The organism is Paraburkholderia dinghuensis (assembly GCF_003837865.1).
Classification (GTDB): domain Bacteria; phylum Pseudomonadota; class Gammaproteobacteria; order Burkholderiales; family Burkholderiaceae; genus Paraburkholderia; species Paraburkholderia dinghuensis.
Genome location: NZ_RQIS01000005.1, coordinates 55,022 through 77,086 on the forward strand (window position 1 = coordinate 55,022; position 22,065 = coordinate 77,086).

General features: G+C 64.0%; 16 protein-coding genes and 3 tRNA genes. 6 read left to right on the top strand and 13 right to left on the bottom strand.

Annotation, left to right across the window (positions count from 1 at the left end):
- Positions 1-19: 19 nt before the first annotated feature.
- The 7 genes from D1Y85_RS08190 to tig form a co-directional block, all read right to left on the bottom strand.
- A tRNA-Asp gene (locus tag D1Y85_RS08190) sits at positions 20-96 on the bottom strand.
- Positions 97-160: 64 nt separating this feature from the next.
- Positions 161-236 (bottom strand) — tRNA-Val (locus tag D1Y85_RS08195).
- 103 nt (positions 237-339) lie between these two features.
- Positions 340-612 carry an HU family DNA-binding protein gene (locus D1Y85_RS08200; protein WP_124150560.1) on the bottom strand — a complete coding sequence of 91 codons (273 nt, stop codon included), beginning with the start codon at positions 610-612 and terminating at the stop codon, positions 340-342.
- A 280-nt stretch (positions 613-892) separates the two neighbouring features.
- Positions 893-3,319, bottom strand: a complete 2,427-nt coding sequence (gene lon / locus D1Y85_RS08205) for an endopeptidase La (protein WP_124150561.1) — start codon at positions 3,317-3,319, stop codon at positions 893-895.
- Positions 3,320-3,510: 191 nt separating this feature from the next.
- Positions 3,511-4,782 (bottom strand): ATP-dependent Clp protease ATP-binding subunit ClpX, encoded by a 1,272-nt coding sequence (clpX, locus tag D1Y85_RS08210; protein ID WP_124150562.1) that lies wholly within the window; start codon positions 4,780-4,782, stop codon positions 3,511-3,513.
- Positions 4,783-5,006: 224 nt separating this feature from the next.
- The gene (gene clpP, locus D1Y85_RS08215) at positions 5,007-5,660 is read right to left on the bottom strand and encodes an ATP-dependent Clp endopeptidase proteolytic subunit ClpP (protein ID WP_124150563.1); all 654 of its coding nucleotides are present in this window, start codon (positions 5,658-5,660) and stop codon (positions 5,007-5,009) included.
- A 161-nt stretch (positions 5,661-5,821) separates the two neighbouring features.
- Positions 5,822-7,168, bottom strand: a complete 1,347-nt coding sequence (tig, locus tag D1Y85_RS08220) for a trigger factor (RefSeq protein ID WP_124150564.1) — start codon at positions 7,166-7,168, stop codon at positions 5,822-5,824.
- 603 nt (positions 7,169-7,771) lie between these two features.
- On the opposite strand from tig, the gene D1Y85_RS08225 reads away from it, so the two are divergent.
- Both D1Y85_RS08225 and D1Y85_RS08230 read left to right on the top strand, forming a co-directional pair.
- On the top strand, positions 7,772-8,920 hold the full coding sequence (locus tag D1Y85_RS08225; RefSeq protein WP_124150565.1) for a glycerate kinase: 1,149 nt from the start codon (positions 7,772-7,774) through the stop codon (positions 8,918-8,920).
- Positions 8,921-9,096: 176 nt separating this feature from the next.
- Complete coding sequence (locus D1Y85_RS08230; RefSeq protein ID WP_124150566.1) at positions 9,097-9,543, top strand: MarR family winged helix-turn-helix transcriptional regulator; 447 nt, start codon at positions 9,097-9,099, stop codon at positions 9,541-9,543.
- Positions 9,544-9,654: 111 nt separating this feature from the next.
- Here D1Y85_RS08230 and D1Y85_RS08235 read toward each other — a convergent pair.
- Positions 9,655-9,741 (bottom strand) — tRNA-Leu (locus D1Y85_RS08235).
- Positions 9,742-10,053: 312 nt separating this feature from the next.
- Here D1Y85_RS08235 and D1Y85_RS08240 point away from each other — a divergent pair.
- A complete protein-coding gene (locus D1Y85_RS08240) occupies positions 10,054-10,887 on the top strand; it encodes a squalene/phytoene synthase family protein (protein WP_246024824.1) in 834 nt (277 codons plus the stop codon).
- A 24-nt stretch (positions 10,888-10,911) separates the two neighbouring features.
- On the opposite strand, the gene D1Y85_RS08245 is transcribed toward D1Y85_RS08240, so the two are convergent.
- The 3 genes from D1Y85_RS08245 to D1Y85_RS08255 all read right to left on the bottom strand — a co-directional run bounded on the left by D1Y85_RS08245 (position 10,912) and on the right by D1Y85_RS08255 (position 14,245).
- Positions 10,912-12,132 carry a DUF1501 domain-containing protein gene (locus tag D1Y85_RS08245; protein WP_124150568.1) on the bottom strand — a complete coding sequence of 407 codons (1,221 nt, stop codon included), beginning with the start codon at positions 12,130-12,132 and terminating at the stop codon, positions 10,912-10,914.
- A 70-nt stretch (positions 12,133-12,202) separates the two neighbouring features.
- Positions 12,203-13,771 (bottom strand): DUF1800 domain-containing protein, encoded by a 1,569-nt coding sequence (locus D1Y85_RS08250; protein WP_124150569.1) that lies wholly within the window; start codon positions 13,769-13,771, stop codon positions 12,203-12,205.
- Positions 13,772-13,912: 141 nt separating this feature from the next.
- Complete coding sequence (locus D1Y85_RS08255) at positions 13,913-14,245, bottom strand: hypothetical protein (protein WP_124150570.1); 333 nt, start codon at positions 14,243-14,245, stop codon at positions 13,913-13,915.
- Between the two features lie 224 nt (positions 14,246-14,469).
- Here D1Y85_RS08255 and ompR point away from each other — a divergent pair, with 224 nt between their 5' ends.
- Positions 14,470-15,204: an osmolarity response regulator transcription factor OmpR gene (gene ompR / locus D1Y85_RS08260; RefSeq protein ID WP_027814652.1), complete on the top strand. Its 735-nt coding sequence runs from the start codon at positions 14,470-14,472 to the stop codon at positions 15,202-15,204.
- Between the two features lie 45 nt (positions 15,205-15,249).
- On the top strand, positions 15,250-16,599 hold the full coding sequence (locus tag D1Y85_RS08265) for an ATP-binding protein (protein WP_124150571.1): 1,350 nt from the start codon (positions 15,250-15,252) through the stop codon (positions 16,597-16,599).
- A 394-nt stretch (positions 16,600-16,993) separates the two neighbouring features.
- On the opposite strand, the gene ispF is transcribed toward D1Y85_RS08265, so the two are convergent.
- Positions 16,994-17,473 (bottom strand): 2-C-methyl-D-erythritol 2,4-cyclodiphosphate synthase, encoded by a 480-nt coding sequence (ispF, locus tag D1Y85_RS08270; protein WP_124150572.1) that lies wholly within the window; start codon positions 17,471-17,473, stop codon positions 16,994-16,996.
- Positions 17,474-17,516: 43 nt separating this feature from the next.
- Positions 17,517-18,230 carry a 2-C-methyl-D-erythritol 4-phosphate cytidylyltransferase gene (gene ispD / locus D1Y85_RS08275; RefSeq protein ID WP_124150573.1) on the bottom strand — a complete coding sequence of 238 codons (714 nt, stop codon included), beginning with the start codon at positions 18,228-18,230 and terminating at the stop codon, positions 17,517-17,519.
- 310 nt (positions 18,231-18,540) lie between these two features.
- Between ispD and mfd the strand changes: the two genes are divergently transcribed.
- Positions 18,541-22,008 (top strand): transcription-repair coupling factor, encoded by a 3,468-nt coding sequence (gene mfd, locus D1Y85_RS08280; protein ID WP_124150574.1) that lies wholly within the window; start codon positions 18,541-18,543, stop codon positions 22,006-22,008.
- Positions 22,009-22,065 lie beyond the last annotated feature (57 nt).

Consider the following 22,065-nt stretch of genomic DNA (forward strand, 5'->3'; position numbering starts at 1 on the left):
CGCCTTCCTTACTCAGATCTGGCGGAGCGGACGGGGCTCGAACCCGCGACCCCCGGCGTGACAGGCCGGTATTCTGACCAACTGAACTACCGCTCCGTGCGGCTGCATCTTACAACTGCGCTGCACGTGCAATTTTGCACGTGCCTGCGAAACCGGAAACTGGTGGGTGCTGAGAGGCTCGAACTCCCGACCTACGCCTTGTAAGGGCGCCGCTCTACCAACTGAGCTAAGCACCCAGATTCGCGATTCCTTAACTGCTCTTCATGCTTTTTCAGCACTGGCCCGCGGGCTTGCATGCAGGGAAACACATGCTGCAAGCAACGCCAGCCAACGAGCGCGCTAGTTTAGCGCATCTTTGAGAGCTTTACCAGGCCTGAATTTCGGGACCTTGGCGGCCTTGATCTTGATCGCGTCACCGGTGCGCGGGTTACGTCCCGTACGCGCCGTGCGCTTGCCGACGGCGAACGTGCCAAAGCCGACCAGCGTGACCGTTCCGCCCTTCTTGAGCGTGCCCTTCACGCCGCCGATTACGGCGTCGAGTGCACGTCCTGCTGCCGCTTTTGAGATGTCGGCTTGTTGAGCGATGTGGTCGATTAAATCCGTTTTATTCATTCCAACCCCCGAGAATGTATTTGAGCAAACGCCTGGACGCTTTGTGCGTCGGGAGATAAAAAGACGGCCCCGGTTATGCTCCGGGCTCGCTCATTTAAAGGGTCCGAAACAATGGTGTCAAGTGGAATTCAGCGTGACGGGACGCGGGTTTTCGAGGGGTTCCTCAAGCGGGCGATGCTGCGACGCCGCGTATCGTGCGCCGAATAAAAAAACCCGCGGGCCAAGCCGCGGGTTTTCGGTGCGTCTGCTGGCCGCAGCACTTCGCGGCCGCCATTCAGCTTTAATGCTTGACGACTTCGTTCGCGCCGGCGTCCGTCGTTTCGGCGACGGGCGCCTTCGCCTCTTCTGCCTTCACTTCTTCTTCCGGCAGAGCCTGCGGCACACGTTCGAGCGCGAGTTCGAGCACCTTGTCGATCCAGCGGACCGGCACGATTTCGATTGCGTTCTTCACGTTGTCCGGAATCTCCGAGAGATCCTTGACGTTCTCTTCCGGGATCAGCACGAGCTTGATGCCACCGCGATGCGCCGCAAGCAGCTTCTCCTTCAGGCCGCCGATCGGCAGCACTTCGCCGCGCAGCGTGATCTCGCCCGTCATCGCAACGTTGGCGCGCACCGGGATGCCCGTGAGCACGGACACCAGCGCCGTCGTCATCGCGATACCGGCGGACGGACCGTCCTTGGGCGTTGCGCCTTCGGGCACGTGGATGTGGATGTCCTGCTTCTCGAACGCCTCATCCTTGATACCGAGACGCCGCGAACGCGAGCGCACCACCGAACGTGCCGCTTCGACCGACTCCTTCATGACGTCGCCAAGCGAACCCGTGCGGATCACGGTGCCCTTGCCGGGCATGACCGCCGCTTCGATCGTGAGCAGATCGCCGCCGACTTCCGTCCACGCGAGGCCCGTGACCTGACCGATCTGGTTTTCCTTCGCCGCGAGACCGAAGTCGTACTTGCGCACGCCGAGGAACGTATCGAGGTTGCCGCCGTCGACCGTCACCGCGCCTTCCGCCTTCTTCAGCAGCAGCATCTTCACGACCTTGCGGCAGATCTTCGAAATTTCACGCTCAAGCGAACGCACGCCCGCCTCACGCGTGTAGTAACGAATGATGTCGCGGATCGCCTGTTCGGTGACATCGACCTCGCCAGCCTTCAAGCCGTTGTTCTTCTTCTGCTTCGGCAACAGATAGCGCTGCGCGATGCTGACCTTCTCGTCTTCCGTGTAGCCAGAAAGGCGGATGACTTCCATCCGGTCGAGCAGCGGCGGCGGGATGTTCAGCGAGTTCGACGTGGCGACGAACATCACATCTGAGAGGTCGAAATCGACTTCGATGTAGTGGTCGGCGAACGTGTGGTTCTGCTCCGGATCGAGCACTTCGAGCAGCGCCGACGACGGATCGCCGCGGAAATCCATGCCCATCTTGTCGACTTCGTCGAGCAGGAAGAGCGGATTGCGCACGCCGACCTTCGCGAGGCTTTGCAGGATCTTGCCCGGCATCGAACCGATGTACGTACGTCGGTGACCGCGAATCTCGGCCTCGTCACGCACGCCGCCGAGCGCCATGCGGACGAACTTGCGGTTCGTTGCGCGTGCAATCGACTGGCCGAGCGAGGTCTTGCCGACACCCGGAGGCCCGACGAGGCACAGGATCGGCGCCTTGACCTTGTCCACGCGCTGTTGCACCGCGAGATACTCGAGAATGCGTTCCTTGACCTTTTCCAGACCGAAGTGGTCTTCGTCGAGCACCGCTTCGGCATTCGAGAGGTCGTTGTTGACCTTGCTCTTCTTGCGCCACGGCAGACCGATGAGCGTATCGATGTAGTTGCGCACAACGGTTGCTTCTGCCGACATCGGCGACATCAGCTTGAGCTTCTTCAGCTCGGCGTCGGCCTTCTTCTTCGCTTCCTTCGGCATGCGTGCGGCCGTGATGCGCTTCTCGAGTTCCTCGAGATCGGCACCCTCTTCGCCTTCGCCCAGTTCCTTCTGGATCGCCTTGACCTGTTCGTTCAGGTAGTACTCGCGCTGGCTCTTCTCCATCTGGCGCTTCACGCGGCCACGGATACGCTTCTCCACCTGGAGAATGTCGATCTCGGCTTCGAGCTGCGCGAGCAGATGCTCCAGACGCTCCACGACCGGGAACATCTCGAGGATGTGCTGCTTCTGGTCGAGCTTGAGCGGCAGGTGCGCGGCGATGGTGTCGGCAAGACGCCCGGCCTCGTCGATACCCGACAGCGACGTCAGGATCTCCGGCGGGATCTTCTTGTTCAGCTTCACGTACTGGTCGAACTGCGACACGATCGCGCGGCGCAACGCTTCGGTTTCGGCGCTGTCGGCGTGGTCGGGTTCGAGCGGCTGCACGTCGCACGAGAACTGCGTTTCCTGCTCTTCGATGGAGAGCGTCTTCGCGCGCTGCAGGCCTTCGACGAGCACCTTCACCGTGCCATCGGGCAGCTTCAGCATTTGCAGGATGTTTGCGACGCATCCCACTTCATACATGTCTTTTTCGGTCGGCTCATCCTTGGCGGCGGTCTTTTGCGCGACGAGCATGATGTGCTTGCCGCCCTCCATCGCTGCTTCGAGGGCCTTGATCGACTTCGGGCGCCCCACGAAAAGGGGAATCACCATATGCGGGAAAACTACAACGTCTCGCAGCGGCAGCAGCGGGAGCGTCGTGCGTTCCGGCGGAAGGAGTTGGGTTCCTGACATTTCATTTCCCCATGAATGGAATCAGTTCGTTCGGTAAGTGAGGTCTGCACCAGCAATTGCAAGCCTCCAGCGTGTGGGAAAAGTTCAGTGACTCCAAAAAAGTGCGCCATCGACCTCAAGATAAACTAAAAAGCCGTTCATCTCAGTGTATGAACGGCTTTTCCCCGAAACTCTTTAGCCGGCCATCACCATCAATTGGACCCTGCAACCTTCGGAGCGTCTTCGTAGATCAGGAGCGGTTTGCCGTCGCCGTCGATGACGTTGTCGTCGATGATGACCTTGCTCACACCCTTCATGGCGGGCAAGTCGTACATCACGTCGAGCAGCGCCTGCTCGAGGATCGAGCGCAGGCCCCGCGCGCCGGTCTTGCGGCGGATCGCCTTGCGGGCGACGGCCTGCAGTGCGGCCGGGCGGATCTCCAGTTCCACGCGCTCCATGTTAAAGAGCTTGTGATACTGCTTGACGAGTGCGTTCTTCGGCTCGACGAGGATCTTCATCAGCGCCGTTTCGTCGAGCTTGCCGAGCGTCGCGACCACAGGCAGACGGCCGATCAGTTCCGGAATCAGACCGAACTTGATCAGGTCTTCGGGCTCCACTTCGCGCAGCACTTCACCTGCGTCGCGCTCCTGCTTGCTCTTCACGCTCGCGCCGAAACCAATGCCCGTCTTCTCCGTGCGGTCGGTGATGACCTTTTCGAGGCCATCGAACGCGCCGCCGCAGATGAACAGGATGTTGGTCGTATCGACCTGGATGAAATCCTGGTTCGGGTGCTTACGGCCGCCTTGCGGCGGCACCGAAGCCATGGTGCCCTCGATCAGCTTGAGGAGCGCCTGCTGCACGCCTTCACCCGACACGTCCCGCGTGATCGACGGGTTATCCGACTTGCGGCTGATCTTGTCGATTTCGTCGATATAGACGATGCCGCGCTGCGCCTTCTCGACCTCGTAATTGCAGTTCTGCAGCAGCTTCTGGATGATGTTCTCGACGTCCTCACCCACGTAGCCGGCCTCGGTCAGCGTGGTGGCGTCGGCGATCACGAACGGCACGTTCAGAAGGCGCGCAAGCGTCTGCGCGAGCAGCGTCTTGCCCGAGCCCGTGGGCCCGATCAGCAGGATGTTGCTCTTGGAGAGTTCAACTTCGTCCTTCTTGTCGAGATGCTTGAGACGCTTGTAGTGGTTGTACACCGCCACCGCGAGGATCTTCTTCGCGCGCTCCTGCCCGATCACGTACTGGTCGAGAATATCGCGGATTTCCTGCGGGCTCGGAAGGTCCGAGCGCGACAGTGCGGCGTCGACACCGGCACCCACCGCTTCGTCGCGAATGATCTCGTTGCACAGGTCGATGCATTCATCGCAGATGAACACCGACGGCCCCGCAATCAGTTTCTTTACTTCATGCTGGCTTTTGCCGCAGAACGAGCAATACAACAGCTTTTCGCTGTTAGATCCTTTCTTGTCCGCCATGGAAAGATGAGCCTCCGGACACTCTGTTTCATGATACTACGCCGTTTCCCCCGGCCACGCCGGCCCGGGGGGCGCATGAACCGCTTGCTGTGACGGCGTGTGGGCCGCAGGCTGCGAGCGCTTTTTTTCGATTATTCCACACCGCCCGCGCGGCGCCGCCAATCCCTTTTTACACGGGGGTAAAGTCCCGCTGAAAAGCGATCGGTGCGCCGGAGCGGGTGAAATCAGGGACGCTTGTGAAGCACCTGGTCGACCAGTCCGTAAGCCTGCGCGTCATCGCCGGACATGAAGTTGTCGCGGTCCGTGTCGCGCGCGATGCGCTCGACCGGCTGGCCCGTGTGGTGCGCGAGCATCTGGTTCATGCGCTCCTTCAGGTACAGGATTTCGCGTGCCTGGATTTCGATATCCGACGCCTGGCCGCGCGCGCCGCCGAGCGGCTGGTGGATCATCACGCGCGAATTCGGCAGCGCAAAACGCTTGCCCTTCGCACCCGACGCCAGCAGGAATGCCCCCATGCTGGCCGCGAGGCCCATGCAAAGGGTCGAAACGTCCGGCTTGATGAACTGCATCGTGTCGTAGATCGCCATGCCCGCCGAAACCGAACCACCCGGGCTGTTGATGTACAAGCTGATGTCCTTGTCGGGATTCTCGCTTTCGAGAAACAACAGCTGCGCGACCACAAGGTTCGCGGTTTGATCGTTCACTTCGCCGACCATGAACACCACGCGCTCCTTGAGCAGGCGCGAGTAGATGTCGTACGAACGCTCGCCGCGGCCGCTCGTCTCGACAACGATCGGCACGAGCCCGAGCGCCTGCGTTTCGAGGTCCCGCGTTGCGTGGGAGGTCAACGTATCCAGCGATTGAGCGCGAATGGTCATGCGATGCATCCTTGTCTGGAAAGGTTCTTCTGGTAAACCTGTATGGCGACGGACGCCGCGTTATTCAACCACACAGCGAGCATGGCCAAATTACACGGATACAAAAACGGCGTGCTCGCCGTCGGTCGCTCCGACAGCCGGCACGCCGTTGCGCAGTTGCCTTAAGCCTGCGCCGTCGCGCTTGCCAGTTCTTCGAAGCTCACTTGCTTGTCCGTCACTTTAGCCTTGCCGAGCACGAAGTCCACGACGTTCGATTCGACGACGAAGGCTTCCATTTCGGCAAGACGCTGCTGGTTGGAATAATACCAGCGCACGACTTCCTTCGGGTCTTCGTAACTTTTCGCGAATTCGTCGACTTCGGCACGGATCTGCTCCGGCTTTGCTTCGAGGCTGTTCGACTTCACGAGCTCGGCCAGCACGAGGCCCAGCTTGACGCGGCGCTCGGCCTGCTCCTTGAACATCTCGGCCGGAATCGGCGCGTCCTTGGCGTTCGGCACGCCGCGCTGCTGGAGGTCCGCACGCGCCATTTCGACGAGGCGCTGCTGGTCCTGCTCCACGAGCGCGTTCGGCACGTCGAGTTCGGCAACCTTCAGAAGCGCGTCCATCACCTGGTTCTTGACGATGGCCTGGGTGCGGCGCTTCGCTTCGCGCTCGAGGTTTTCCTTGATCTCGGCGCGCATCTTGACGAGGTCACCGTCGGCGATGCCGAGCGACTTCGCGAATTCCGCGTCGATTTCCGGCAGGTGCGGCCACTCGACCTTGTGCATCGTGATCGTGAACTTCGCCGTCTTGCCCGCGACGTCCTTGCCGTGGTAGTCCTCGGGGAACTTCAGGTCGAATTCGCGCGACTCGCCTTCCTTCAGGCCGAGCGCAGCCGTTTCGAATTCCGGCAGCATGCGGCCCTCGCCCAGCACGAACGCGAAGCCTTCCGCGCTGCCGCCCGGGAACGCGACGTCGTCCATCTTGCCGACGAAGTCGACCGTCACGCGGTCGCCGTTCTTCGCTGCGGCGTCGGCGCCGCCGTCACCGTGTGCGCCCGCTTCGCCGCGCGCGTGGAAGTGCACGCGCTGCTTGCGCAGGATGTCGAGCGTGCGGTCGATTTCGGCTTCGGTGATCGTCGTGGTCGTGCGCTCGATTTCAGCTGCCGAAACGTCACCAAGCTTGACTTCCGGATAGACCTCGAAGGTCGCGTCGAACGCGTAGTCGCCTTCAGCGGCATCGGCCTTCGGCGCGAAGCTCGGCTGACCGGCGACGCGCAGGTTCTCGGCGCGGCTGATGTCGAAGAATTCCTTACCAACCTTGTCGCTCAGGACTTCGGCTTCCACCTGGCCCGAGTACTGCTGCGTCACCATCTTGAGCGGCACCTTGCCCGGGCGGAAACCCGGCATGCGCACGTTCTTCGCGAGTTGGCGGATGCGCGAATCTACTTCTTTCTGCACGGCATCCTTCGGCAGGGAAATCGTCACGCGGCGTTCGAGCTTGCCGAGGTTTTCAACAACGTTAGCCATGGCTTCAATCGTCCTAAATTTGTTCGAGCGAATCAGTAATCTTTGCTGTGCCGCGGACCGCCTGCCCACCAGGGCAAACCGGACACGCGGTGAGGCGATCTACAGCACCTGTGCCTCGTTGCGCCGCTTGCAGGTGCTTGCCTGCGCCCGTCGCCGGCACCCCCGCACCGCATCTCGCACGTCCAGCCAAAGCCGAAGGCGCGTTTCGGATCCAGTTTCGGACCCCATCCACCTGGCTTACGGCACCAGAATGGCGGTTTGCGACGCGGTTCCGTCAAAAGAGCCAAGTATTCTAGCAAACTATTTCCGCTATCAAACGGATTCGCCGATCGGGTTAGGCCCGAATGCGGCCAAAACACGCCTTTTTACGCCTTGCGGGCATGCCAAACGGGTCTAAACGCGGGTCTAAACAGAGATCTGTGCAGAGGTCGATGCGGCGCACGCAAGCGCCCTGCCACACCGTCACATCGTCCGCCAACCGCGCTTTTCGCGAACTGCGTATCCAGCGAGCACGGCGAGACTGTTAAGCTTATGGACAAGCCGGACGCCCCTCCGGCCTCAGCCGACGCCCAAACACAAGACAACTTTCCGAACAGAGACACCATGTCCAACCCGTCGTCTGACACGCCTGTCGTCGTCATTGCCCCCGATTCTTTCAAAGGTTCGCTAAGTGCGGACGCAGTCGCCGCCGCGATCGCCGAAGGCATCCGCCGCGCCCGCCCGGACGCGGACATTCGCATCTGCCCCATGGCCGACGGGGGTGAAGGCACGCTCGACGCCATGCTCTCCGTCGGCGGCGAGCGCCGCTTGATCCGCGTACGCGGCGCCGCTGGGCCGACGCGCGACGCAGCAGTCGGCCTGCTGCGTGACGGCAGTGCGGTCGTGGAAACGGCCGAGATCGTTGGCATCACGGATCCAGTGGGCATGAGTGTGCCGGTGACCGCGCGCAGCACGATCGGCATGGGCGAGGCGATCCGCGCGCTGCTCGACGACGGTGTGCGGCGCTTCTATGTCGCACTCGGCGGCAGCAGCACGAACGATGCCGGTGCGGGGCTGCTCGTGGGTCTCGGGATGCAGCTTTTCGACGCCGGCGGCGCACCCGTCGAACCGACGCCAGAGGCGATCGCACGCGTGGCGCGCATCGACGTGTCGGGTCTCGATGCTCGCCTCACGGAAGCTTCGTTCGTTGCGATGTCCGACGTCGACAATCCGCTTACGGGTGACCACGGTGCAACAGCGATCTTCGGGCCGCAAAAGGGCGTGAAGCCGGACCAGATCGCACTGATCGACGCGTCGCTTGCGCGCTTTGCCGACCTCGTCGAAGCCGCGCTCAACCGTCGCGTGCGCGACGAAGCGGGTTCGGGTGCCGCGGGCGGTCTCGGCTTCGCGTTGCGCATCCTCAGCGCGAGCTTCGAGCCTGGCGCCGAGGTCGTGGCACGCCAGATCGGGCTCGATGCTGCATTGAGCGGCGCGAACTGGCTCATCACGGGCGAGGGGCGCTCGGACGTGCAGACACTGCACGGCAAGGCGCCCTTCATCGCGTGCCGCCACGCGCAGGCTGCGAGCGTGCCTGCAACGCTGCTCTCAGGCGCCATCGATCCTGTCGCGCTGCCGCGCTTGTCGGAACACTTCAGCGGCTGCTTCTCACCCGCACCCGGACCGATCACGCTCGACACCGCGATCCGCGATGCGGCGAAACTGTTAGCGAACGAAGCGGAGCAACTTGCGCGTCTGCGCTTCGATGCGCGCTGACGCGAAAACGCGCTTCTCGCTAGACTTCTCGCTAAACGATTAAAAGATGCGCGCACCACGTTCTTCGCGTGGCGCGTGTTTTCACGCTACGCGTTGACCCGCGAGCCGGTTGCGGCAACAATCACATCACGCGCGACACAATCGCGCGGCCCCTCGTTTATGCAACCGGGACGACCATGAAGGCAAGCAAAGCCGGACTCGAGCAGTTTCTGACCTATCGACTCCATGTCCTGAACAAGCTCTCCGAACGGGGCAGCAGCGATCGCTATCAGGCGAAGCTCGGCATCACGCTGCCCGAAGCGCGCCTTATTGCTGCAGTGGGCGCATTCGGCCCGTTCTCGGTGATGGAACTCGCACGCCACGCAAATCTCGACAAGAGCCAGGCGAGCCGTGCAGCGGAAGCGCTGATGCGCCGTGGGCTCATGCGCCGCGATGCGAGCGAGGAGGATGGCCGCCTCGTGCTCGTGTCGCTCACCCCCGAAGGGCGTGCGCTCTACCGCAAGGTGATGCCCGTCGCGCGCAAATGGAATCTCGACTTCTTCTCGTGTCTCGACGACAAGGAGCGTGAGATTTTGCGCCGGGTGCTCGACAAGGTCATCGACGCCTCGCTGGCCGAAGACTAGCGGTGAGCGTCGACCGAAAGGTCAGAGGAAACGAAGGCCGCTGCAAGGCGGCCTGGAGAATTGCTGCCTGAATTCGTTCGCTCTGCGGACGTATCCAGCGCAAAGATGAGGTGGTGCGTGAGGCCGGACTCGAACCGGCACACCCTTGCGGGCGTCAGGACCTAAACCTGGTGCGTCTACCAATTTCGCCACTCACGCGAATCTTTTCGGCTGGTCGGCAGGACCGCTGCGTATTTCCTGCATGCTTCCTGCCGCATTCTTCCCGCATTTCTCGCGTGCGGATCAACCTGATTCAACCTTATACGCTTTGGCACAACCGACGGGCGCGGTTTCCCGCGCGCGCAGCCCCCAAAGCGCAAGCGCGAGATTCTAACCGATTGGTTTGCGCTTGTCTGCATGGGCATACGCGGCAGCGCTTCACACGATGCTAGAATCGCGCGTCTGCCGCCGCGGCCCGGGCCGCGGGCCCGTTCCTCTGCGCCGCGGCGCACCTTTCCCCCTCCCAAAGCCGTGAACTTCGACGATTATTGCCTGCAAAAGGCGGCTCCCCCCGGATCGAGCACCTACTATGCGCTGCGCCAGGCCAGTGCCTCTCGCCAGCCGCTTATCGCTGCCCTCTTCGCACTGCGACGCGAACTGGAAGAAACCGCAAAGGAAACGAGCGACCCCGCGGTCGGACGCACGAAGCTCGCGTGGTGGCAAAAGGAGCTGGCCGCGCTGGCGGGCGGAACGCAGGCACATCCCGTGACGCAGGCGCTCGCGCATCACCTCGACGACGTCAAGGCCGCATACCCCACGCTACAAGCGCTGCTCGCCGGCTTCGAAATGGACTTCGAGCAGGCGCGCTATCTCGACTTCGCCAATCTGCGGCGCTACATGGAGGGCGTCGGCGGCACGTTCGCCACACTCGTCGCGCGCGTGAGTGCGCGCGAACCCGATGCCGCCGTGCGATGGGCTGTGCCACTCGGCAATGCGCTGATGCTTGCGCAGTTCGTGCCTGAGATCGGCAACGACGCCCGCCATGGTCGCATCTATATTCCGATCGACGAACTGCAGCGCTACAACGTCACCGCCGCCGATCTGATCAATCGCCGCTACAGCGACGAATTCACCGAACTCATGCAGTTCCAGACGACGCGCGCACGCGAAGCGCTCACCGCAGCACTCAACGCCATTCCTGCCTCCGAACGGCGCGGCCAGCGCACGCTGCGGTCTCTCGCTGCGTTGTCGTTCGCACTGCTCGACGAGGTCGAGCGCGAGCGCTTCCAGGTGCTGCATCAGCAGATCGTGCTGACGCCGGTACGCAAACTCTGGATCGCGTGGCGCGCGGCGCGGCGTGCGTGAACTGCACGCACCGCCGCGCTGTGGCTAAACGCGCAGAATCGGCAGCGGCGCGTAACGTCCCTGCAGCACGGCCTGCGCATCGAGCCCCCACCACGGTCCTAGCACCGTCGCGTAGATCTGCCGGAAATCGACGCCCAAAGGCAAGTTTCCATTGCCGTCCAGTTGTGCGAGTTGCGGAGCCTGACCGTAGAGGCCACCCGCCACGCGGCCGCCGGCCACGAAGTGAGCGGACGCCGTGCCGTGATCGGTGCCGCGACTCTGGTTCTCTCGCACGCGCCGGCCAAACTCCGCATACGTGACGATCATCGTGCGGTCCCAGCGTCCGAGTTCGACTAGCGCGTTGCGAATGGCCACCATGCCCGCGGCAAATTGCTGAAGCAGACCTGCGTGCCGGCCCGGCTGGTTCTGATGCGTGTCGAAACCGTTGAGCGTGAGCCGGATCGCAGCGACGCCCTTACCCGGCACAGGCCGACCCTGCGCCGTGTCACCCGATGCGAGCGCCTCCATCGCCGTCCTGATCGATGTGCCAAATCCGCCTTGCGGGAAGGCCGTCTTCAGCACGTACTGGCCGGGCTGCGGACGCAACTCGTCGGCGGCACGAACGATGTCGTTCTCGACGTCGAGGATGTGTGCGAGCGCCGGATTGCGCTCTTTCAGTGAGACCGGCGTGACGAACCGCGATGCGAGTGCGAACTGCGCCGGATTCACGAGCACGATCGCGCGCGCGCCGTTCGCGAGCGGGCCCATCTCCGCGCTGCCGAGCACGAGCGCGTCGGCCACGAAGCCCTCCGGCACCGGCGCGCTGGCGAACGCCCGCGTGAGCCAGCCTTCGCGCAGATACTGATCGGAGCGAGACGCGGTGTCCCAGATCTCGATCGAGCGGAAGTGCGAAAGATTCGGCTGCGGATAGGTCACGCCTTGGACAATCCCGAGTTCCCCTGCCCGCCACATCGGCAGGAGCGGCGAGAGCGCCGGATGGAGCGCGGTGCGCTCGTCGAGCTGGATCGCCTGATCCCGGCGCACGCCAATGTTCGCGCGATAGCTGTAATAGAGCGGATCAGCGAACGGCACGACCGTGTTGAGGCCGTCATTGCCGCCCTTGAGTTCGATAAGGATCAGCAGATTGTCGTAGCCTCTCGCAAACGGACCCGGCGACGCCACGCCGGTCTGCGCGCGGACCATGCGCGGCAGAGACAGCGACGTCCCCGCCGCCGCGGCCGCTGCCAGAAACTCGCGTCGCTTCATGCTATGTCTCGCTCTTCATGACGGCCGCATGCGCCGGACCGTCGCGTGGTTCGTTTCGTGGTTCGACTGGTCATTTCAACTGGTACACCGGATCCATCAGCAGTGCTTCGAGATACGCGCGCGCGTTGCTGCCCGCGGCGATCGCATCGACGGGTTCGAGCGGAAGCACGGCGTGCTGTATCCGCAATTGCGCCGTCAGGCCCGGCACATCGTCTGCGTTCACACCGAATTGCGCAAGCCATGCGTCGAGATCGAAACGCATGCTGCCCTGCGCCGCACGCGGGTGTGCGCCCATCTGCGCGTCGGCCTTCATCATCGTGCCGGGCCTGTTTGCGCGCGTCGGCTCGGTCGCGCGAAACAACTGCCCGACAAACTGCTTGCGCGCAAGGAGCGTCGAACTATTGATCCACATCAAGCCACCAGGCCACCCTTTCACGTTCGGCGGATCGAACAGCTTCTCACCGAGCGATGCCGCTGTGCGTGCGAACGGCATCGTATCGCCATAAGCGACGTCGAATCGGCGCACCGTACCGACGATGAATTCCACCGGCGAACTCACCATCACGCCGCGATTGCGCTCGTTCCAGAACGCAGGTGTGAGCAGCAGCGCCCGTATGCCCACCCCGATGTCGTAGCCGCTCGCGCGCAGCGCTTGCGCAACCGTCCGGAGTTCGTCGTTGTCGGGGGTATCGGAGACGAATTCGCGCCATAGTTTCGACGCAATGAAACTGGCAGTTTGCGGCTCGCCGAGCAGGATGTCGATCACCTCGTCGCCGTCGAACGCTCCGCTGTGGCCAAGCACCGTCTTCTCGCCATCGTCGTGTTGCCCGGGCCGCCACACGTAGCGCCAGGTATCGGGATCGACGCCCCAGCCCGTGTAGGCCCTCGCCGCTTCGGTTACGTCTCGCTGCGTGTACTGCCCCTCGCCCAGCGTGAACAGTTCCATCACCTCGCGTGCGAAGTTCTCGTTGGGCTTGCCCTTGCGATTGCTCGCGCCGTCGAGATAGAGCAGCATCGCCGGATCTTTCGCGACCGCATGCAGCAGTTCGCCGAAACGGCCGAGCGCGTTGCGCCGCAACAGGGCATTTTGTGCGGCCATTAACTGCGGATCACGCACCTTGTCCTGACCGGACGTGAAGTGGTTGTGCCAGAAGAGCGTCATGCGCTCCGTGAACGGGGAAGGCGTGACGAGCATCTCGTGCAGCCACCATGCGCGCAACTCGTCGTAGTGCTCGCGGCGCAGACGCTGTTCGTCGCGACGCTGGTCCGGTGTCCACGTTGCACGTTGCGCACGGCTCGCGGGTGTATCGGCCGTCCACGAGGGCAGCGGCGTGAGCGCTTCAGTACGCGACGACGCGAGCACGCGCGCGACCGCTTCGCCGCGCGTGAGTCCGACGTAAGGCGTGACTTCCGCTGTGGTGGGCGCAAAGCCCGTGCGCACGAGCAGATGGCGGGCGTCGCCGGCGTCGAGTGGCAGGTCAACGCCTTCCACCGAAAGACGCGCACTCGCCCCATGTGGCCGATGGCCGTGCGCGGCGCCGGGTGCGTCGCCAGCCAACGCGACCGAGGGCGAGGTGCTCGTGAGCCAGGCACCTGTCGCCACAAGGTGCGACGATGCGATCGACCTGATCGGTTTCATGTCGTCCCGGGTAAGAGTGAGCGGGCGAGTCACAGCGGCGGCTCGCGCACAATGACTCTAGCCGCTTAACGGACGATCCGGAACGGATGTTGACTGTGCAATTGCTACGGAATTTTTCAGCGATGCGCCAAGGCGGCAGCTTCAGCGCCTGTAGAGTTCGCGGACGGCGTCCTCGATGTGCTGGCGCAGGAGGTGACGCTCTTCGGGCGTCATGTGGCCATCCCGGCGCCGCTCGTCGAGGTCGGGAGGAACGCCGGGCGTGCGCGGATTGGGATCGGATGCGGGACGCCCGGGCGGGTCATTGTGTGAGCGCTGCGCGGACGGCTTGTAGCCTGCGGAATGCGAGATCGGGCGAGGACGGTCAGCGGAGGGTTGGGCACTGGCCGTGACCGGATCCAATGCGGCCACGACGCCACCGGCGAACGCCAGTGCAATCATGGTGAGGCGCATTGTCGGCCTGCCCCCTCCCTTCATTATGTTTCCTTCGTGACGCGGCAAACGGCTACCTCGAAAGCGTGCGGACCCGCGTTGGCGCGGAAGACAATTTAAAGTCGGGTGAAGTATCTACCGAACGGCCGCATTCCGTAAAGCAGTCTATCCGTCAGCCTTTGATGACGTGGCACAGGTCGGGTAAATCTTGTAACCGACTGTAACCTGATAATTGGTGCAAACTCGCACTACGATCCAATCGCGATAAGATGCCAGGCATGGAAACCAAAAACCCATCCAAAATCCTCGTCGTCGACGACGATCCGCGGCTGCGCGATCTGCTGCGGCGTTATCTTGGCGAACAGGGCTTCAATGTTTACGTCGCCGAAAACGCACCCGCGATGAACAAGCTGTGGGTGCGTGAGCGTTTCGACCTGCTGGTGCTCGATCTCATGCTTCCGGGCGAGGACGGCCTGTCGATCTGCCGCCGCCTGCGCGGCAGCAATGATCGCACGCCGATCATCATGCTCACGGCGAAGGGTGAGGACGTGGACCGCATCGTCGGTCTGGAAATGGGCGCCGACGACTATCTGCCGAAGCCGTTCAATCCACGCGAGCTGGTTGCGCGCATCCATGCAGTGTTGCGCCGCCAGGCGCCATCGGAATTGCCCGGCGCGCCGTCGGAAACGACCGAGGTATTCGAGTTCGGCGAATTCGCGCTGAACCTCGCCACGCGCACGCTCACCAAGGCTGGCCAGGAGATTCCGCTCACTACGGGCGAGTTCTCGGTGCTGAAGGTGTTCGCGCGTCATCCGCGTCAGCCCCTGTCGCGCGAAAAACTCATGGAACTCGCGCGCGGCCGCGAATACGAAGTGTTCGACCGCAGTCTCGACGTACAGATCTCGCGACTGCGCAAGCTGATCGAGCCGGATCCCGGCAGCCCGCGTTTCATTCAAACGGTCTGGGGACTCGGATACGTGTTCATCCCCGACGGCGCAGCCTGATCCGTCTGGATGTCTGCAATTCCTCTGTCTGACAGGAAAGGGCCCATGCGGATTGACCGGCGTCTGCTGACGCTTGCGTTCGGCGACCTGTTCTGGCGTACCTTCCTGCTGATCGCACTCCTCATCGCGGTCAGTCTTGCGGCGTGGTTCCAGAGTTTTCGCGTGATCGAACGGGAGCCGCGCGCGCAGCGCGTGGCCCTGCAGCTCGTCGCGGTCGTCAAACTCACGCGCACCGCCCTGCTCTATTCCGATCCCGACCTGCGCCGCGCGCTGCTGCAGGACCTGGAGAGCAATGAAGGCGTGCGCGTCTACCCGCGCGAAACCACCGACAAGTACAAGCTCCAGCCCGACGAGTCGCTCAACCGGCTCATCGAGCACGACATCCGCGGACGCCTCGGCGACGACACGGTCATCGCCCAGTCGGTGAACGATATACCCGGCGTCTGGATCAGCTTCAAAATCGACGATGACGATTACTGGGTCGCGCTCGACCGCGAGCAACTCGATAACGTCACGGGCCTGCAGTGGGTCGGATGGGGCGTGTCGGCACTTGCGCTTTCGCTGTTCGGCGCGGCGTTCATCACGAGCCTCGTGAACCGGCCTTTCGCGCGGCTCGCGATGTCGGCGCGCATGGTGGGCTCCGGCCAGTCGCCCGCGCCGTTGCCGGAGAGCGGCATGGGCGTGGCCGCCGAGACCAATCGAAGCTTCAACCAGATGGTGCGCGACCTCGAACAACTCGAGGCCGACCGCGCGCTGATGCTCGCGGGCATTTCGCACGATTTGCGCACACCGCTCGCGCGGCTGCGGCTCGAGACGGAGATGAGTCCGTCCGACGAGGCGACCAAGGACGCGATGATCGACGACATCGAGCAAATGGACTTGATCATCGGCCGCTTCCTCGACTACGCGCGTCCGGTGCAGCGCTTGCCCGAGCGCGTCGACCTCTCGGTGATCGCGAGTGAAATGGCCGCGCGCATGGCGAGCGAAGACGGCGTGCGGATGATCACGCGCCTCGCGCCGACCGCGCTGATCGAAGCCGACGACACAGACATGCGCCGCGTGGTCGGCAACCTGATCGAGAACGCGCGAAAGTACGGTGCGAGCGAAACGGACGGCATTCCCCACATCATGCTCGAGACGCGCGTTTCCCATTCGCGGGTCGAGCTTTCGGTCGTCGATGAAGGGCCTGGCATTCCCGAAGACCAGATTGCGCTCGTCACGCGACCGTTCTATCGCGTCGACAACGCCCGCACTCAGGCCAACGGCACCGGCCTCGGGATGGCGATCGTGCAGCGTCTCGTGGGTCGCTACCGTGGCGCGCTGCGCTTGCGCAACCGTATGCCCGGCCCTGGTCTCGAAGTGACGATCGAATTTCCGCTAGCCAAGGGCGTGTAGCCAGCGACGAGGCGGCCCACTTCACCGTCCCGCACGGGCCGCATCCTCGTGCGGCGAACGTCGCCCTGGAGTCAAAGGTGCCAGGCGCACGGCGGCTTCGGCTGGCGCGATTACGTTTGTCAGGGCCATCCTGCCGGTCACTCTCTCATCAGCAGCTGACCAATCTGAACGTCGAGCCTAATCCCGACGAAATTCCGCGAGTCCTCGATGCCTCTGCAGACAGGCGAGATGTGCGCAGGCGGACGTCCCGTTGGCGGCGCCACGCCTCAGGTGCGATAACCCGTTGCTGTACGAGCGTCGGTTTTTCGCTCAGCGATACTCAGGAGTACGAAATCATTTGCGAACTCCAATCGTGAAAACCAGAGGCGCGCAGCAAGCGCGCAACAGACGTGCATCAAGCGCGCATGAGCAGCACGGCGGCCTGCGCCTCGATGCCCTCGCCCCGGCCCAGATAGCCGAGCTTTTCATTCGTCTTCGCCTTCACGTTGACGCGATCGAGCGGTAGTTTCAGGTCTTCGGCGATATTCGCGCGCATCGCGTCGATATGCGGTGCGAGCTTCGGCGCCTGCGCGATCACGGTGCTATCCACGTTGACGAGCGCGAATCCCGCTTCCTCGACGCGTCGCAGGCACTCGCGCAGCAGCACGCGGCTGTTCGCGCCATAGAAGTTTTTGTCGGTGTCGGGAAAGTGCCGGCCGATGTCGCCAAGCGCGGCGGCGCCGAAAAGCGCGTCGGTGATCGCGTGCAGGAGCACGTCGGCGTCCGAATGACCGAGCAGTCCGCGCTCATACGGCACCGTCACGCCGCCAATGATGAGCGGGCGTCCCGGCACCAGTGCGTGCACGTCGTAGCCTTGTCCGATTCTGATGTCCATGGGTGGGGTTATCCGTGTTGGTAATTCTCGCGCGCCGTGCAGCTCAACCGCCCGAGGGCCGGCTGAGAATCGCTTCCGCAAGCGCGAAATCTTCGGGGTAGGTCACCTTGAAGTTGCGCAGGCTGCCCTGCACGAGACGCGGCGAATGGCCAAGCCATTCGATCGCGCTCGCCTCGTCGGTGAGATCGTGTCCGTCCTGCTGCGCGCGCTCGATGGCTGTGCGCAACATGCCGATGCGGAACATCTGCGGCGTTTGCGCCTGCCAGAGTCCGTCGCGGGCCTCGGTGCGGGCGATGCGCGGTGCGCTACCCTCCGGCGCGACACGCTTGAGCGTATCGGCGACGGGCAACGCCATGATGCCGCCCACCGCATCGTCCTTCACGGCGTCGACGAGCGAGCGGATCAACCCGGGCGTGATGCCTGGGCGCGCCGCGTCGTGTACGAGCACCCAGTCGTCATCGCGTGCGCCAAACTCGGCGAGCGCGGCAAGGCCGTTGTAGACCGATGCCTGGCGCGACGCGCCGCCGCAGCGACGCACGGCGAAGCGCAGACCGCCGAAACGGCGGGCGTCGAAGTGTCCGTCGTCGGGTGCGATCACGACGAGCGTCTGGGAGAACTCGCTGCAGGCGTCGAAGGCGGCGAGCGTATAGTGCAGAAGGTCGCGGCCGGCGACCATCCGGTACTGCTTCGGCATGGCCGAGCCGGAACGGCTGCCGGTGCCGGCGCACGGAATCAGGGCAAACAGGCGTGAGGTCACGGTGATGCGAGCCGTATGAGTCAAAGTAAGGGACGGATTTTATAATAGATGCTTTGCCCGCACGGCGGACGCACGCACAAGCTAGCGCACGCGCGTAAATCCGGGCCGTTTCAGCCCCTTGCCGCGGCAAGGGGCGAAATGGACCGGCACGCGCCTGAGCCGCCGGGCGGCCGTCGATACTGTCGCCGGGCGTGCACATGCCCGCCGGGCGGACCCGCTGGATTCGCGCCTCGACGCTGTCACCCAGGCCAACAGCCGGGTGAGCAGCCGGGCCAACACCTGGGCCACCGAGAAGGCCAACCTGTCGCCTATGTCTGAAATCGCCGCTTCGTCGCAGTCTCCGTCCCCCGTCACCGTCGTCAAGCCGGGGCAGCGCTACGCCTTCGACGGCACGCACGGTTCGTCCGATGCGTTGCTGATCGCCCGCTACCGCGAAGCGTCGCGGGCGAGCGCGCCGCTCGTCGCCGTGATCTGCGCGAGCGCGGTCGATGCGCAGCGGCTCGCCCAGGAGATCCCGTTTTTCGCGCCCGAGGCGCGCGTGCGCCTCTTGCCCGACTGGGAAACGCTCCCCTACGACACGTTCTCGCCGCACCAGGACCTCGTCTCCGAGCGGCTCGCGACGCTGCACGATCTGGGCGAAGGCCGCTGCGACATCCTGCTGGTTCCGGCCACGACGGCGCTTTACCGCATGCCGCCCGCCGCATTTCTCGCGGCATATACGTTCTCGTTCGCGCAAGGCCAGCGGCTCGACGAGGCCAGGCTCAAGTCGCAGCTGACGCTCGCTGGCTACGAGCACGTGAGCCAGGTCGTGCGGCCCGGTGAATACTGCGTGCGCGGCTCGCTGATCGACCTCTTCCCGATGGGCTCGCCGCTGCCGTACCGCATCGACCTGTTCGACGACCAGGTCGACTCGATCCGCGCGTTCGACCCCGACAGCCAGCGCAGCCTCTATCCGGTGAAGGACGTGCGGCTCCTGCCGGGCCGCGAGTTCCCGTTCGACGAGGCCTCGCGAACGGCGTTCCGCAGCCGCTGGCGCGAGGTGTTTGAAGGCGACCCGAGCCGCGCGACGGTCTACAAGGACATCGGCAACGGGGTGCCGTCGGCGGGCATCGAGTACTACCTGCCGCTCTTCTTCGAAGAAACCGCCACGCTGTTCCACTATCTGCCCGCGGACGCCCAACTCGTGTTCTCGGGCGATCTGGATGCCTCGATCCGCCGCTTCTCGAACGACACGAAGCAGCGCTACAACTTCCTTTCGCACGACCGCGAACGGCCGATTCTCGAGCCTCAGCGCCTCTTCCTCACCGAAGACGACTTTTTCACGTTCGCCAAGCCGTTCGCGCGCCTCGTGCTACCGGCGGCGAGCGCGGGCGGCTGGGCGAATGCACTGCCGAACCTCGCGATCGACCGGCACGCCGACGACCCGCTCGCCGCGCTGCGCGGGTATCTCGGCACAACGAAGAACCGTGTGCTGTTCGCGGTGGAGTCGGCAGGCCGCCGTGAGACGATCTCGCAACTGCTCGCGGACAACCATCTTCGGCCCACCTCCGCGGACAGCTACGAGGACTGGCTCACGTCCGACGAGCGATTCGTACTGGGCGTCGCGCCGCTCTCGACGGGCTTCGCGCTTGCCGGCGAAGCGCTCACGATCATCACCGAATCCGAGCTGTACGGACCGCTCGCACGCCGCGCCGGGCGCCGCCGCCAGGAACAGGCGAGCAACGTCGATTCGATGGTGCGCGACCTTTCCGAGCTGAAAGTCGGCGATCCGGTCGTGCACGCACAGCACGGCATCGGCCGTTATCACGGCCTCGTGACGATGGATCTCGGCGAAGGCGACACCGAATTCCTGCACCTCGAATATGCGAGCGGCAGCAAGCTGTACGTGCCCGTGTCGCAGCTGCATGTGATCTCGCGCTACAGCGGCGCCGATCCGGACAGCGCACCGCTGCACGCACTCGGCTCGGGCCAGTGGGAAAAAGCGCGCCGCAAGGCCGCACAACAGATCCGCGACACCGCAGCCGAACTGCTCAACCTCTACGCGCGGCGCGCCGCGCGCGAGGGCCATGCGTTCAAGCTCGATCCGCGCGACTACGTCAAGTTCGCGGAGAGCTTCGGCTTCGAGGAAACGCCGGACCAGGCCGCGGCGATCGCGGCCGTCATCGGCGACATGACGAGCGGCAAGCCGATGGACCGCCTCGTGTGCGGTGACGTCGGCTTCGGCAAGACCGAAGTGGCGCTGCGCGCGGCCTTCATCGCCGTGATGGGCGGCAAGCAGGTCGCGATCCTCTCGCCGACCACGCTGCTCGCGGAACAACACACCCAGACCTTCACCGACCGCTTCTCCGAGTGGCCCGTGCGCATCGCCGAACTCTCGCGCTTCAAGACCGGGAAGGAAGTCAACACGGCGATCGGACAGATCAACGATGGCACCGTCGACATCGTCATCGGCACGCACAAGCTGCTTTCGTCAGACGTGCAGTTCAAGCGGCTCGGGCTCGTGATCATCGACGAGGAACACCGCTTCGGCGTGCGCCAGAAGGAGGCGCTGAAGGCGCTGCGTGCGGAAGTCGACGTGCTCACGCTGACCGCGACACCGATCCCGCGCACGCTCGGCATGGCGCTCGAAGGGCTGCGCGATTTCTCGGTGATTGCGACTGCGCCGCAGAAACGCCTCGCGATCAAGACGTTCGTGCGCCGCGAAGAAGACGCAGTGATCCGCGAAGCGATGCTGCGCGAACTGAAGCGCGGCGGCCAGGTGTACTTCCTGCACAACGAAGTCGAGACGATCGAGAACCGCCGCGCGATGCTCGAAGCGCTCGTGCCCGAGGCGCGCATTGCCGTCGCGCACGGCCAGATGCACGAGCGCGAACTCGAAGCCGTGATGCGCGACTTCGTCGCCCAGCGCGCGAACGTGCTCCTGTGTACGACGATCATCGAGACCGGCATCGACGTGCCGACCGCGAACACGATCCTCATCCATCGCTCCGACAAGTTCGGCCTCGCGCAATTGCATCAACTGCGCGGACGCGTCGGACGCTCGCACCACCAGGCTTACGCGTACCTGCTCGTACACGATCCGCAGGGCCTGACGAAGCAGGCGCAGCGCCGCCTCGAAGCGATTCAGCAAATGGAGGAACTCGGTTCGGGTTTCTATCTCGCAATGCACGACCTCGAAATCCGCGGCACGGGCGAAGTGCTCGGCGACAAGCAGTCGGGCGAGATTCAGGAAATCGGCTTCCAGCTCTACTCGGACATGCTCACCGACGCGGTGAGAGCGCTCAAGGAAGGCCGCGAGCCCGATCTGAACGCACCGCTCGCCGCGACCACCGAGATCAACCTGCACGCGCCCGCGATCCTGCCGGCCGACTATTGCGGCGACGTCCAGGAACGCCTGTCGCTCTACAAGCGGCTGGCGAATTGCGAGCACGACGACTCGATCGACGGCATCCAGGAAGAGCTGATCGACCGCTTCGGCAAGATGCCGCCGCAAGCGCATGCGCTCATCGAAACGCACCGGCTGCGGCTCGCCGCGAAGCCGCTCGGCATCACGAAGATCGACGCGGGCGAGGCTGTGATCGGCCTGCAGTTCGTGCCCAATCCGCCGGTCGACGGGATGCGCATCATCGAGATGGTGCAGAAGCACAAGCACATCAAGCTCGCCGGGCAGGACAAGCTGCGCATCGAAACGCGCAGCCCCGACCTCGCGGTGCGCGTGGCGACGGTCAAGGAAACGCTGCGGGCGCTCGGCGCGCCGGCGCGGGCGGCGGCGCGTTGACCGGCGCGTGACAGGCTGACTTGCAGCGGCGCTTCACGCGTGCCGCTGCAAGTCGCG

Coding starts and splice junctions, on each gene's coding strand:
- D1Y85_RS08250 (WP_124150569.1), bottom strand. CDS start 13,771: ATGAAACCGATCAGGTCGATCGCATCGTCGCACCTTGTGGCGACAGGT.
- D1Y85_RS08245 (WP_124150568.1), bottom strand. CDS start 12,132: ATGAAGCGACGCGAGTTTCTGGCAGCGGCCGCGGCGGCGGGGACGTCG.
- D1Y85_RS08255 (WP_124150570.1), bottom strand. CDS start 14,245: ATGAAGGGAGGGGGCAGGCCGACAATGCGCCTCACCATGATTGCACTG.
- D1Y85_RS08200 (WP_124150560.1), bottom strand. CDS start 612: ATGAATAAAACGGATTTAATCGACCACATCGCTCAACAAGCCGACATC.
- mfd (WP_124150574.1), top strand. CDS start 18,541: ATGTCTGAAATCGCCGCTTCGTCGCAGTCTCCGTCCCCCGTCACCGTC.
- ompR (WP_027814652.1), top strand. CDS start 14,470: ATGCCAGGCATGGAAACCAAAAACCCATCCAAAATCCTCGTCGTCGAC.
- D1Y85_RS08265 (WP_124150571.1), top strand. CDS start 15,250: ATGCGGATTGACCGGCGTCTGCTGACGCTTGCGTTCGGCGACCTGTTC.
- D1Y85_RS08230 (WP_124150566.1), top strand. CDS start 9,097: ATGAAGGCAAGCAAAGCCGGACTCGAGCAGTTTCTGACCTATCGACTC.
- clpP (WP_124150563.1), bottom strand. CDS start 5,660: ATGACCATTCGCGCTCAATCGCTGGATACGTTGACCTCCCACGCAACG.
- tig (WP_124150564.1), bottom strand. CDS start 7,168: ATGGCTAACGTTGTTGAAAACCTCGGCAAGCTCGAACGCCGCGTGACG.
- D1Y85_RS08225 (WP_124150565.1), top strand. CDS start 7,772: ATGTCCAACCCGTCGTCTGACACGCCTGTCGTCGTCATTGCCCCCGAT.
- clpX (WP_124150562.1), bottom strand. CDS start 4,782: ATGGCGGACAAGAAAGGATCTAACAGCGAAAAGCTGTTGTATTGCTCG.
- ispF (WP_124150572.1), bottom strand. CDS start 17,473: ATGGACATCAGAATCGGACAAGGCTACGACGTGCACGCACTGGTGCCG.
- lon (WP_124150561.1), bottom strand. CDS start 3,319: ATGTCAGGAACCCAACTCCTTCCGCCGGAACGCACGACGCTCCCGCTG.